Source organism: Flavobacterium sp., from assembly GCF_035760125.1.
In the GTDB taxonomy this organism is placed as follows: Bacteria; Bacteroidota; Bacteroidia; order Flavobacteriales; family Flavobacteriaceae; genus Flavobacterium.
Window position 1 is genome coordinate 1 of sequence record NZ_DASTTN010000520.1, and the last position, 13,403, is coordinate 13,403.

Annotated in this window: 10 protein-coding genes; 9 read left to right on the top strand and 1 reads right to left on the bottom strand. The window is 36.0% G+C overall.

Annotated features, from left to right (window positions below; genetic code table 11):
- The 9 genes from VFS71_RS18510 to VFS71_RS18550 all read left to right on the top strand — a co-directional run.
- Positions 1-2,085, top strand: a 2,085-nt coding sequence (locus tag VFS71_RS18510; RefSeq protein WP_326403110.1) for a TonB-dependent receptor domain-containing protein, incomplete at its 5' end; no start/stop codon positions are given.
- Positions 2,086-2,174: 89 nt separating this feature from the next.
- Positions 2,175-3,170, top strand: coding sequence for an alpha/beta hydrolase (locus VFS71_RS18515; RefSeq protein WP_326403112.1), 996 nt, complete (start codon positions 2,175-2,177; stop codon positions 3,168-3,170).
- A gap of 115 nt (positions 3,171-3,285) precedes the next feature.
- Positions 3,286-4,335: an L-rhamnose/proton symporter RhaT gene (gene rhaT / locus VFS71_RS18520; RefSeq protein ID WP_326403113.1), complete on the top strand. Its 1,050-nt coding sequence runs from the start codon at positions 3,286-3,288 to the stop codon at positions 4,333-4,335.
- Positions 4,336-4,380: 45 nt separating this feature from the next.
- Positions 4,381-6,522, top strand: a complete 2,142-nt coding sequence (locus tag VFS71_RS18525; RefSeq protein ID WP_326403114.1) for a bifunctional aldolase/short-chain dehydrogenase — start codon at positions 4,381-4,383, stop codon at positions 6,520-6,522.
- Positions 6,523-6,695: 173 nt separating this feature from the next.
- The gene (locus VFS71_RS18530) at positions 6,696-7,970 is read left to right on the top strand and encodes a TIM barrel protein (RefSeq protein ID WP_326403115.1); all 1,275 of its coding nucleotides are present in this window, start codon (positions 6,696-6,698) and stop codon (positions 7,968-7,970) included.
- Positions 7,971-7,973: 3 nt separating this feature from the next.
- Positions 7,974-9,344 carry an FGGY-family carbohydrate kinase gene (locus tag VFS71_RS18535; protein WP_326403116.1) on the top strand — a complete coding sequence of 457 codons (1,371 nt, stop codon included), beginning with the start codon at positions 7,974-7,976 and terminating at the stop codon, positions 9,342-9,344.
- A 7-nt stretch (positions 9,345-9,351) separates the two neighbouring features.
- Positions 9,352-10,089: a (Fe-S)-binding protein gene (locus tag VFS71_RS18540; protein ID WP_326403117.1), complete on the top strand. Its 738-nt coding sequence runs from the start codon at positions 9,352-9,354 to the stop codon at positions 10,087-10,089.
- A 90-nt stretch (positions 10,090-10,179) separates the two neighbouring features.
- Positions 10,180-11,577: a lactate utilization protein B gene (locus tag VFS71_RS18545; protein ID WP_326403119.1), complete on the top strand. Its 1,398-nt coding sequence runs from the start codon at positions 10,180-10,182 to the stop codon at positions 11,575-11,577.
- On the top strand, positions 11,570-12,157 hold the full coding sequence (locus tag VFS71_RS18550) for a LutC/YkgG family protein (RefSeq protein ID WP_326403120.1): 588 nt from the start codon (positions 11,570-11,572) through the stop codon (positions 12,155-12,157). Before VFS71_RS18545 ends, VFS71_RS18550 begins: the two co-directional genes overlap by 8 nt.
- 123 nt (positions 12,158-12,280) lie before the next feature.
- Here the strand turns inward: VFS71_RS18550 and VFS71_RS18555 are convergent, their stop codons facing one another.
- Positions 12,281-12,901: a hypothetical protein gene (locus tag VFS71_RS18555; RefSeq protein ID WP_326403122.1), complete on the bottom strand. Its 621-nt coding sequence runs from the start codon at positions 12,899-12,901 to the stop codon at positions 12,281-12,283.
- Positions 12,902-13,403 lie beyond the last annotated feature (502 nt).

The following is a 13,403-nucleotide window of genomic DNA, read 5'->3' on the forward strand; positions in this document are numbered from 1 at the left end:
GAGGGAAACGGACAAAATCCATATTATCGTTTGGATCTTGATTTTGGTGGACCTCTAAGTAAAGATAAATCTTTGACTTTTAATATTGGTGGTTTTTTACGTCAAAATGATGGAGATAGATATTCAGGTTATCCAATGAACAAAGGAGGTCAAATTAAAGCCAATTTTGCAAAAAAATACAAAACGGGAAGTATAAAATTATATACAAAATATCTTAATGATCATAATGGATATAATGAGTTTCTACCCACTATTGGATTTACTGATCCGCATTTTCCTTCAGGGGTTTCAAACACCAATTCAGTTTTGATTCCAGCTGTTAAAGCTGATGTGACAATGAACGAGACTGGTGAGAAAATACATTTCGATTCTAGGAATTTAGTTCACTCTAAAGATGCGTCAATAGGATTAAATTGGGAGCAAAATCTAGGAAAAGGATGGAAATTAGATAATAAAGTGCGATATTCAGATAAAAGCTCATTATGGAATACTACCTCTGTAGTTTCTCCATTTGCGGTTGATAATGCGATTTTTTATGGTTTCAATGGTTTGGTTGATGCTAACGCTGCAGGTTCAACATATTCTTTTAATGATCATGCTACAGGTACACAATTTGGGTCTGTTACTAATAATTTTTTCCAAAGTTTTACGGTAAATAAAGGTGATTTTCCTGGAGCTTCTATTCAACCTAACTCTTTATACTTTCATCCATTATTAATTACAGATAATAAAATGAAGGAAATTATAGAGCAGTTTACCATTACCAAAAAATTAAAAAACATGAGTTTTACGGGGGGGCTGTTTTATGCCAATTCTAAATTAGATAGAATGGATGGAGCAGCGGGAATTACTTACTCACAAATGACCTCTCCACGTCCTACTTTAACTGATATTTCTTATGTTGGAATTTTTGATGGTCAAACCTATCAGTTAACTAATGCTGATGGAATAATTGGAGGTTCAGGAAAAAGTGCAGCCATTTCTCTTATGACTGCTAAACAGAAGCAATTTGCTCTTTTCTTTGGTCACAATTGGGAAATGAGTTCAAAGTTGAATTTTGATTGGGGTATTCGTTATGAAGATATCTCTTATGATGGTACTAATCAAGTAGCTGTTTCGGTTAATACTAGTGCAACAGGTGGAACAGATGGGAATCCATTAACGTTGTATGATAATAGTGCTGGGAAAATAGATGCTACTTACAAATATTCAGATCAAAAAATCAGCACTTTTTCTTTTTCAGGAGGTTTGAATTATAAAATTACAGAAGATCAAGCAGTTTTTGCTCGTTATTCTCAAGGTAGCAAGGCGCCAGATTTGAGTATGTTTGTTACGATAAACACTCAATTTGCAGCGGATAATTTGAATCCTTTAGCGCAGAAGATTCAACAATTTGAATTAGGTTATAAATTAAGAAAGGGAAGAACAAACCTTTTCGTGACACCTTTCTATAGTGTATTGAGTAATGTTGCCCAGCAGGCTCAAGGGCAGGAAGGTGCAGATTTGACCACTCTTTATTATACCCCTGTGTTATACAATAAATTTAGAACAGTAGGTGTTGAATTAGAAGCGAATCAAGAGTTTACAGAAAAATTTAGTGTAAGAGCAGTGGCTACTTTTCAAAATTCAAAAGCAGTAGAATACAAAACTTGGGATTTAGGTGCTAATGGAAGTGCTGATGATACAACTGTTGATTTTTCAGGAAACCAAACAGATAATAGTGCTGATGTAATTTTAAGGGTTTCTCCAAGTTATACATCAGGAAAATTTTATTCTTCTTTGGATTTTTCATATATGGGGAAACGTCCTGCTAACGTTGCTAATGCTTTTGATTTGCCTGCATACAACCAGTCTAATTTGAATTTGGGTTATAACTTAAATAAAAATTGGCAATTACAAGCTAATATTAATAATTTATTTAATCAGTTGGGAGTTATGGGATGGTCTGCACCGGGAGGTTTTCCGGCTTCTCTAGACAGACAAGGTTTCACAAAAGAAGATTTAGCTGCAAACCCAAATGCTACCTATGCAACATTGAATTTACCTTCTCGTGCATTTTTCTTGTCTGCAACCTATAAGTTTTAAGTTTCATATTTGAGTTCATTTATAGTAACCAGACAAGACAAAAAGTTCTGTCTGGTTATTATGTTTTTTTAATTTAAGAACTTTTGTAAATGATTAAGAAGTATTTAATTTTAGGATTACTACTAAGTTTTTTATGTGGCACAGCTCAAAAAGTTATTCCACTTTACTCAGAAAAAGTTCCTAATTCCTTAGAAATTGTAGGATTAACTGATTCTACAGCAGTGTTTGGTACCGGAGATTCAAAGTGGAGCTTTGTTATTAGAGTTGCTAAGCCAGATTTAACCGTTTTTCTTCCTGATAAAAGAATAGCAACTGGGGTAGCTGTTATTATTTGTCCCGGAGGAGGATATGGTGGACTAGCTATTGATCATGAAGGTTACGCAATAGCAAAAAAATTAGGTAAAAAAGGAATTACAGGATTTGTATTAAAGTACCGTCTACCTAACAGTAAATATGTAATTAATAAAGAAATTGTTTCCTTGCAAGATGCGCAGCGTGCAATTCAGATAGTTCGCGAGAATTCGAAACGATGGGGAATCAATCCAAATAAAATTGGTATAGAAGGAAATTCTGCTGGGGGACATTTAGCCTCAACTGCTGGCACACATTATCAGAAGGTACTTATTGATAATCCACTTGGTACAAGTTTACGTCCTAACTTTATGATTCTAAATTATCCTGTGATTAGTATGGAGGATGACCTGACCCATATGGGGTCAAGATATAATTTGATTGGTGATGGACTATCACCAGAAGAATTAAATAAAATCATGAAAGATCACAAAACAGCTGACCAAATGTTAGCTCGTATACAGATAGATACTCAAAAAATAAAAGAATATTCTAATGAACTTCATGTAACATCTGATACACCTCCAACATTTATTACCCACTCAGTAAATGATAAAGTAGTTAAAGTGCAAAATTCATTGCTTTTTATTGCGGCGTTACAAAAGAATAAAGTGCCAGTGGAGTCTTTTTTTTATGCAAAAGGAGGTCATGGCTATGGAATTGATAACCCTACAAGTGATGTAGATTGGATTGATGCTTGTGTTGATTGGATTTTAAAAATTAATCACAAATAGGTTTATAAAAAAGCAAAAAAAATGTCGTTTTGTAATGACAGTGTAGGACTGTTTTGTCTCTCTTATTCCCTTATTTTACAAAACCAAAATCATTAATACTAAATCAAATTATTTCATGGAAGCATTACTCGGAATTATTTTTCACTCGGTAGGAGGTTTCTCTTCTGGAAGTTTTTATATGCCTTTCAAAAAGGTAAAAGATTGGGCATGGGAAAGCTATTGGATAGTGGGAGGTTTTTTCTCTTGGTTAATCGTTCCTCCAATAGCAGCTTATTTGACCATTCCAGGGTTTGCTGATATTATTAGTGCAGCAGTTCCATCTGTAAAAGCAATTACGTATTCTATGGGCTTGATTTGGGGAATAGGAGGACTTACATATGGTCTTGGTGTTCGCTATTTGGGTATGTCATTAGGGAATTCCATTACATTGGGATTTTGTTCCGCTTTTGGAGCCTTAGTACCTTCTATATATTATAATTTTTATCCGGTTGCGGGTAAAGTATCTTTTACGGATATGCTTTCCAATACAGGTGGACGCATTGTTTTATTGGGAGTTTTGGTTTGTCTTATTGGAATTGCCATTTCGGGAAAAGCAGGTATGTTGAAAGAAAAGGATTTTTCAGTGGGACATGAAGACAAGGACAAAGATTTTAGTTTGGTCAAAGGGCTTATTATTGCTGTTGTTTCAGGAATCCTTAGTTCGTTTTTCAATTTTGGAATCGAAGCCGGAAAACCAATGGCTGATGAAGCGGTTAGACAGGGATTTAATCCTTTGTTTCAAAATAATGTAACTTATGTAGTACTGCTTTGGGGAGGATTGACTACCAACTTTGTTTGGTGTATGTACCTTAATTTCAGGAATAAAACTTTTAGTGATTACACCAACGATGAAACACCGATTGCCAAGAATACTATGTTTTCTGCAATCGCAGGTACAATGTGGTTTTTGCAGTTTTTCTTTTATGGAATGGGCGAAAGCAAATTAGGTAACGGTGCGAGTTCCTGGATTTTGCATATGGCCACCATTATTTTAACGGCCAACTTTTGGGGATTTTATTTGAAAGAATGGACGGGTGTCTCCAAAAGAACTTTTAGAACATTTCTTTGGGGGATTGGTCTTATTCTAACATCAATCGTTTTGGTTGGTATAGGAAATTCGCTTTAAGCAAAGGTATTCAAACTTTTATAAATCATTTTTTAATATAACGATATGTCAAATATAAATACAAATAACATGGAATTTCAGCACGTAAGCTACCTTTGGGATGAAGCTAAAGCTGCAACATTAGCAGGAGATGAGGTAGCACTTTTTATATATCGCTCTAATTTATTGGGAGCCGATTTGAGACTAACTAATTATGGTGGTGGAAACACTTCCGTAAAAATAAAGGACAAAGACCCATTAACAGGAGCTGATTCTGAAGTAATGTGGATTAAAGGTTCCGGTGGTGATATCGGAACATTAACAAAATCAGGATGTGCCGCACTTTATTTAGAAAGACTTCTTGATCTTGAAAATGTGTACAGAGGAATCGAATTTGAAGACGAAATGGTAGAATTATTCAATCACTGTATTTTTGATTTGGCTTCCAAAGCTCCTTCCATTGACACACCTTTACACGGTTTTTTACCTTTTAAACATATTGACCACTTGCATCCTGATGCCGCGATCGCTATTGCTGCCGCAAAAGACGGAGCAAAAATCACCGAAGAATTATTCAACGGTGAAATTGGTTGGGTTGGATGGCAACGTCCGGGTTTTGATTTAGGGCTGCAAATGCGTGCCTGTCTAGAAGAAGCTGCGGCTCGTGGCAAAAAACTAAAAGGCGTGATGTTGGGTTCTCATGGTTTGTTTACTTGGGGAGATACAGCTTTTGAGAGTTATATCAACACTCTTGTAGTTATAGAGAAATGCGCTGAATATTTAGAAAGCAACTATGGAAAAAAACGTCCTGTTTTTGGAGGTCAAAAAATAGAAAGTCTTCCAGTCGAAGACCGTCAGTTGAAAGCCGCCAAAGTAGCGCCGATTTTACGTGGTTTTTGTTCCTCAGAACGCAAAATGATCGGTCATTATACAGATGATGCCAGAGTGTTGGAGTTCATTAATTCGAATGATCTGGAAAAATTAGCTCCATTGGGGACTTCATGTCCAGACCATTTCCTGCGTACCAAAATCAGTCCTTTGGTACTTGAATTAGACCCAAATGAAGATTTATCGGATGTGGAAGCGATTAAAGCAAAATTAACTCCTGCTTTTGAAGCCTATCGTAAGATGTATTCAGACTATTATAATACATGTAAAAAAACGAATTCGCCTGCCATGCGTGATCCAAATCCTGTGGTGATTTTATATCCGGGAGTGGGTATGTTCACTTTTGCAAAAGATAAAACGATGGCGCGTTTGGCATCCGAATATTATATTAACGCAGTGAATGTGATGAAAGGAGCAGAGGCCGTTTCTGAATATACGTCATTGCCTCGTCAGGAAGCCTTTGATATAGAATATTGGTTGTTGGAAGAAGCGAAACTGCAGCGTATGCCGAAACCAAAATCCTTGTCAGGACGAATCGCATTGATTACGGGTTCTGCGGGAGGAATTGGTAAAGCTATCGCTAAGAAATTTGCCGAAGAAGGTGCTTGTATTGTCATTAACGACATCAATGAAGAACGTTTGGAAGGTGCTACCAATGATTTTATAAAGAGTTTTGGTAAAGATGCCGTTGCGAGTACGTTGCTCAATGTGACAGATGAAAACAGTACAGAAAAAGCTTTTGATGCTGCCAGTTTAGCGTTTGGAGGTGTCGATATTGTAGTGAATAATGCAGGAATCAGTATTTCAAAATCGATAGCAGAACACAGTTTAGAAGACTGGGATAAATTGTATGATATTTTGGTAAAAGGACAATTTATTGTTTCGAAAGCCGGAATTGAAGTGATGCGCAAACAAGGATTTGGAGGTGATTTGGTTAATATTGTATCTAAAAATGCAGTAGTAGCCGGTCCGAATAACCCCGGTTATGGTTCAGCAAAAGCAGCTCAAGCACATTTAACCCGTTTGATGGCTGCCGAATTAGGTGCCGATAAAATCCGTGTGAATACGGTTAACCCAGATGCGGTTATTTCGGATTCGAATATCTGGTCAGGTGGTTGGGCGGAAGGTCGCGCCAAAGCGTATGGCATTACTGTAGCTGAACTGCCTGCTTACTATGCAAAACGTACTTTATTGAATGAAATTATATTGCCCGATGATATTGCCAATGCCTGTTTTGCATTTGTTGGTGGCTTGTTGAACAAATCAACTGGAAATGCCTTGAATGTCGACGGTGGAGTGGCAATGGGCTTTTATAGATAATATTTTTAGATGTTTTTTTTGTAGATAGATATTTCTAGCGTCCAGATTTTGGACGTTAGATTTGTCTGAATTTTGAAATTATTCAAACCTAAAATCGATCTACTTTAAAACCAACTTTTGCCTTTTGCATCCTTTTAAAATAAGTTTTTATTTAACTTTATAAAAAAAATACCATGTTAATCGATTCCAATAGAATAGCCTCACATAATGAAGATTTAATACAATCTCATACCAATAAATTAATTTTTACCGCTTCTGAAATTGGTGAAACCGAAAATATTATCCAAAAACTAGTTGATTTCCAAATTGCAATTCCTTCCTGGGCTTTAGGCACGGGAGGACCGCGATTCGGTCGTTTTGCAGGTGGAGGAGAACCACGCTCTTTGGAAGAAAAAATAGAAGATGTAGGTTTGTTACACGCTTTAAACAATGCTTCCGGTGCTATTTCATTGCACATTCCGTGGGATATACCTACGGATTACCAAGCCATCAAAAACTTGGCCGCTCAACATGGATTAAAATTTGATGCTGTTAATTCCAATACTTTTCAAGACCAAGCGAATCAGGAGCATTCGTATAAATTCGGGTCTTTGCAAAACGTAAACAAAGCTGTTCGTAAACAAGCTATTGCCCACAATATTGAGGTAATTCAGCAAGGGATTGCTTTGGGTTCTGAATCCTTAACAGTTTGGTTGGCTGATGGTTCTTCTTTTCCAGGACAATTGAATTTTCGTAAAGCCTACCAAAATACTTTAGAAAGTTTAGAAGAAATCTATGATGCGTTGCCTTCTAACTGGAAATTATTTTTAGAATATAAATGCGCTGAGCCTAACTTTTATTCAACTACAGTTGCTGATTGGGGACAATCCTATTCGTACGTGAAAAAATTAGGAGACAAAGCACAAACTTTAGTTGATTTAGGACATCATTTGCCAAACGCAAATATTGAACAGATTGTTTCTTTATTATTGATGGAAGGAAAATTAGGCGGATTTCATTTTAATGATTCAAAATATGGGGACGATGATTTAACTGCTGGTGCATTAAAACCATATCAATTGTTTTTAATTTTTAATGAATTAGTGGAAGGAATGGATGCCAGAGGAATGAACCATGCCAAAGATTTGGGCTGGATGATTGACGCTTCACACAATGTTAAAGATCCTTTAGAAGATTTATTGCAATCAGTTGAAGCGATTATGATTGCGTATGCTCAGGCACTTTTGGTAGACAGAAAAGCATTAGAAATTGCCCAAGAGGAAAACGATGTGGTTAAAGCGCAGGAGATTTTGCAAAACGCTTTCCGTACAGATGTTCGTGCCTTGGTTGCCGAAGCGCGTTTGCGTTCGGGAGCTGCATTGAATCCAGTGGGGTTGTATCGTGATCTTGCTATTAGAAATGGTCTTATTACTGAAAGAGGATTAAAAACGGTAGCTACAGGCTTATAAGTTATGACTAGAGTAAACGCTGTATTCGATATTGGTAAGACCAACAAAAAGTTTTTTCTTTTTGATGACGATTATAATGAAGTGTATCGTGACTATGTAAATTTACCACTTACGGTAGATGAAGATGGCTGTGAAACCGAGGATCTCGAAGCACTGCGTCATTGGATAAAAGATACTTTTGATGCAATTTTAGAAGACCCTCGCTTTGATGTAAAGACGTTAAATTTTTCTTCTTACGGAGCAAGCTTGGTGCATCTTGACTATAAAGGAAAGCCATTAACACCACTTTATAATTATATTAAAGAGCTTCCCCAAGAAATAATCGAAGCGTTTTACAATCAGTACGGTGATGTGCTTACAATTGGTGCACAAACCGCTTCGCCGCAATCAGGAATGCTAAATTCAGGAATGCAATTGTATTGGTTGAAACAAACAAAACCAGAACTGTTTGCACAAATAAAATACAGTTTGCACCTGCCACAATATCTTTCTTATTTGTTTACTGGCATACCCGTGAGTGAATATACCAGTATTGGCTGCCACACTAATTTATGGAACTTTGATGAAGAGGATTATCATGGCTGGGTACATGCCGAGGGTATTGATAAAATTTTGCCGCCAATTGTTCCTACTTCAGCCAGTATTAATACCACTTACAGAGATAAGAAAATAAAAATAGGGGTAGGAATACACGATAGTTCTTCGGCTTTATTGCCTTATATTTTGAGTAAAAAGAAACCTTTTCTTTTGCTTTCAACAGGTACTTGGAGTATCGCCCTTAATCCTTTTAATTCTGAAAGTTTGAGTAGGGAAGACATTGCCAATAACTGCTTGAATTATCTTAGAATTGATGGAAAACGCGTGAAAGCTTCTCGTTTTTTTATGGGAAATGAGTATCGGTTGCAGGTAGAAAAACTTTGTGAGTATTACCACAAGGAATATGGATACCACCGTGAAGTTCAATTTGATCCAGATATTTATTTGGGACTAATTGAAAAGCCGGCAGTTTACTTTAAATTCGAGGGAATTTCTCTTCAGCGTTTGCCCCAGAAGACAGAATTAGCGCTATTTGCCACTTTTGAGGAAGCCTATCATCAGTTGATGATTGAACTTATGGAACTGCAAGTGGACACTATAAACAAGGCTATTGGAAACAGTAAAATAAAAACAATTTATATTGATGGGGGTTTTACGGACAATGATGTTTTTATGAAACTGATGTCTCATCATTTTAGTTCGTTCAAGGTTTTATCCACACATTCTCCTCTAGGTTCTGCATTAGGAGCAGCAATGGTTATCTCGGATAAGCAAATCACTTCTAAATTTCTTAAAGAGAATTACAGAATGAGAAAATTGGTTCCATTATTATTTTAATTTAATTATGAAAATAGGACTTTTTATTCCGTGTTATGTTGATCAATTTTATCCCAAAGTGGGTATTGCCACCTATGAATTATTGAAAAAATTAGGATGCGATGTTAGTTTTCCGATGGGACAAACCTGTTGCGGGCAACCAATGGCCAATAGCGGATACGAACATTTGACCAAAGGTTGTGATGCTAATTTTATTGCCAATTTTGTAGGTTTTGATTATATCGTTTGTCCTTCTGGAAGTTGTGTTTTGCATGTAAAAGAGCATTTGCACGATGATAAAAACGAAGCTTTGGCTGCGCAAATGCGAAAAAGGGTATTCGAATTGACAGAGTTCATTACCGATGTTTTAAAAGTTGAAATGATTCCTGGAAATTTTCCGCATAAAGTAGGTTTACACCAAAGTTGCCATGGACAAAGAGGGTTGAAGCTTTCGCAAATGAGTGAATTGAATGCTCCGTATTTTTCTAAACCAATTCAATTATTAAGTAACATTGAAGGGATACATTTGGTTTCATTGAGTCGAAAAGATGAATGTTGTGGTTTTGGGGGCACTTTTTGTGTAACGGAAGAGGCGATCTCAGTAAAAATGGGACAAGACCGAATCAAAGACCATGAAAAGCATCAGGTGGAATACATAGCTGGTTTTGATATGTCGTGTTTAATGCATTTGGAAGGCATTCTGAAAAGAGAAAAAAGCGCCATTAAAATTATTCATATAGCAGAAATATTAAATTCATCTTTATGAAATCGCCATTAAAAACAAGTTTGCGTAAGCAAACACCTATTATTAAAAGGCGATACCATATGTGACCGCTTAAAAATAAATTTTACGCATATGAAAGCAAAAATCATTGAACATAGCGAAGCCGCAACGAATTTTAATAAAGATATCAAGAGAGTAGATTGGCATGATGAAACGCTATGGTTCGTTCGTGAAAAAAGGGATAAAGCGGCTTTTCAAATTCCAGAATGGGAATTGCTACGAGAAACAGCATCCAAAATCAAAAACAATGTACTTTCGAATATTCATAATTATTTAGTTGAATTTGAATCGAATGCCCTAAAAAATGGAATAATTGTTCATTGGGCTGCGGATGCGGATGAACACAACAAAATAGTCCATTCGATTATTGAAAATCATGGAGTGAAGCAAATGGTTAAGTCTAAATCAATGCTTACCGAAGAATGTCATTTGAATGAATATTTATCCGAAAAGGGAATTGATGTTATCGATTCGGATTTGGGAGAACGAATAGTTCAGCTTAGAAAAGAACCACCAAGCCATATCGTTTTGCCTGCCATTCACCTAAAAAAAGAAGATGTAAGCGAAACTTTTCATGAACATCTTGGAACTGAAAAAGGAAATAACGACCCACAATATTTAACCGAAGCCGCACGAATGCATCTTAGAGATACTTTTCTAACCAGGAAAGTGGCTTTGACAGGAGTGAATTTTGCGATTGCCGAAACCGGTGAAATTGTAGTTTGTACCAATGAAGGCAATGCCGATATGGGTGTGCATCTAGCCGATGTTCATATTGCCTGTATGGGTTTTGAAAAGTTGATTCCTCAGCGCAAACATCTGGGCGTTTTTCTCAGATTGTTAGCCAGAAGCGCGACGGGACAGCCCATAACCACTTTTTCCAGTCATTTTAAAACACCAAGAGATGGAAAAGAAATGCATATTGTGATTGTGGATAATGGCAGAAGCACTCAGCTTGGAAGGGAAGATTTTAGAAACTCCTTGAAATGTATTCGTTGTGGCGCTTGTATGAATACCTGCCCCGTTTACAGAAGAAGTGGAGGCCATAGTTATCATAATGCAGTGGCAGGACCTATAGGTTCTATATTGGCACCGAATCTTGATATGAGCAAAAATGCAGATTTGCCTTTTGCCAGTACACTATGTGGCTCTTGCACCAATGTTTGTCCAGTAAAAATTGATATTCATGAACAATTGTACAAATGGCGTCAGGTATTGGTAAAAGAAGGACATACCCCAACAACCAAAACTATGGCCATGAAAGGAATGGCAACGGTTCTGGCCAATCCAATGGTTTTTGATTTAGCGGGAAAAGCGGGGAGATTTGCGATGAAAAATATACCAGCTGTGGTGAATAACAGTCTTAATCCTTGGTACAAACAACGAGAAATGCCTACGCCTCCAGAGGAATCCTTTAGGGAATGGTATAAAAAAAACGGAAAAGAATCTAAAGACAAGCACCATGAGTAACAGAGCCTCTATTTTAGAAAAGATACAATTCAACCAGCCTTCATCAGTAACTGAATTGCTGGATTTAGATACTTTAGGTTTAGAAGTTTTTAATGTACTCGATACTTACAAAACGGTTTTACAAGGTATCGGGGGGCATTTTGTTGAAGTCAAGGATTATGATGCCATCATCGATTTTGTAAAAAAAAATTATCCAGCGGGCAAACGTATGATTACCACCATTCCAGAACTCTCCAAAATTGCAACAATGAATTGGATGAATGTTGATCCACATCTTTTGGAAAATGTAGAATTAACTTTGGTTAAAGCGCATTTTGGCGTTGCCGAAAACTCGGCTCTTTGGGTAACGGATGCTATATTAGGACAACGTGTTTCGGTGTTTATTCCACAATATTTGGCTATTGTAGTAAATAAGAACGATATTGTAGCAACGATGCATCAAGCATATGAACTTATCGGAAATCAAGAATATGGTTTTGGGACTTTTATAGCGGGACCGTCAAAAACTGCCGATATAGAACAATCCCTAGTATTAGGTGCCCATGGAGCAAGAGGATTAACCGTGTTTATTATGGATTGACGTTCGGTTACTGGATGTGCGATCAAAAAAAATAAGTTGATTTATGGGGAAGTAAGTGCCATCATATGCTATCAAAAGTGAAATGCGGAACCTACCTAGTATTGCTAAATAAAACATCGTAAATTAATCATAATTAGGAGAGAAGTGTATCTCTTCTTTATTGTTTGTTTTAGTCCAAATTCGAATCTCTTTTAAACAAGTACCTTTTTCATCTTTAGTAGCACAGCGTATTAAAACTTCATCAATAAGTGTGTCATTTTTATCTCTGATGACAATCTTAGAGAGTTCTTTGTTGGTATAATAAAAATACTGTGTATGGAAAGTTGTAAAATTATCTACTATTTTATCAATAGTTCCATCTGTATTATAATAATAAATGGCTTCATTTTGTTTGTATTGTTTTTTAGTGTAGCAGCTGATGCGTTCACGTTGTTTAGGTTTCCAACGTGTTTTACAATAATAAGGTTCTTTATCTGGATAGGATTTCACTACAAACCATAATTTCTTTTCGGTTTCTTGCAATAGATTGCCTAACGAATCAACAGTTTTAGAGTATTTGATACGGCCATTTTTAGTAAAAACCATGTGTTTTTTTTGCAAAAGTTTTTTCTGATTATTTACTACTACATATATTTCTTCGGTTGCAGATTTTATTCCTTCAGGCAATAAATGTTTCTTACTATACTTTTTTGTAGCACATGATTGTATTGTTAAGAGTAGAATAAAAAAAAATAAAACTCTCATAATCGTAAAGTTTAGTTATGTACTGAGTTACAAATTTTGAAAAGTTTAAAAAAGAGTAGATACTGCAAATACGACAGCGCCTTTGTTAATTAATTACTCAAATAAGCTGGGGAATTACTTTAAAGTAAAAATTTTAGAATAACGGGAGTTGATTAGTAGGTACTTTTCTAATATTAAGTCTGTATTGTAAAAAAAGTAAATTTATAAGTTTACTTTTTTATAAATAGAATACTTATGTAAATAAATTAGTAAGAGCTGATGAAACACGAGCAGAATACATACGATCAATTGGGGACGCTGAGAAGGGAACTATTGTGGACTTAATCAATTTAGCAAGAACCTTGCAAAATAGATATGCGGCCATAAATAATTATAGTTTTAATTTTAGTTGCTGAATTAGCTATGTATGGCTTAAATTTATGGGGCCAGTCTACAATGAGGTGCTTTTATATTTCTGTGCTTTTCTTGCTTTAGAAAATCTTTTATTTGACAGGAATTTGTA

What these genes read in the sequence shown, in the direction of transcription:
- VFS71_RS18550 (WP_326403120.1), top strand. Translation starts at nt 11,570, where the DNA reads ATGAGTAACAGAGCCTCTATTTTAGAAAAGATACAATTCAACCAGCCT.
- VFS71_RS18515 (WP_326403112.1), top strand. Translation starts at nt 2,175, where the DNA reads ATGATTAAGAAGTATTTAATTTTAGGATTACTACTAAGTTTTTTATGT.
- VFS71_RS18555 (WP_326403122.1), bottom strand. Translation starts at nt 12,901, where the DNA reads ATGAGAGTTTTATTTTTTTTTATTCTACTCTTAACAATACAATCATGT.
- rhaT (WP_326403113.1), top strand. Translation starts at nt 3,286, where the DNA reads ATGGAAGCATTACTCGGAATTATTTTTCACTCGGTAGGAGGTTTCTCT.
- VFS71_RS18530 (WP_326403115.1), top strand. Translation starts at nt 6,696, where the DNA reads ATGTTAATCGATTCCAATAGAATAGCCTCACATAATGAAGATTTAATA.
- VFS71_RS18545 (WP_326403119.1), top strand. Translation starts at nt 10,180, where the DNA reads ATGAAAGCAAAAATCATTGAACATAGCGAAGCCGCAACGAATTTTAAT.
- VFS71_RS18535 (WP_326403116.1), top strand. Translation starts at nt 7,974, where the DNA reads ATGACTAGAGTAAACGCTGTATTCGATATTGGTAAGACCAACAAAAAG.
- VFS71_RS18525 (WP_326403114.1), top strand. Translation starts at nt 4,381, where the DNA reads ATGTCAAATATAAATACAAATAACATGGAATTTCAGCACGTAAGCTAC.
- VFS71_RS18540 (WP_326403117.1), top strand. Translation starts at nt 9,352, where the DNA reads ATGAAAATAGGACTTTTTATTCCGTGTTATGTTGATCAATTTTATCCC.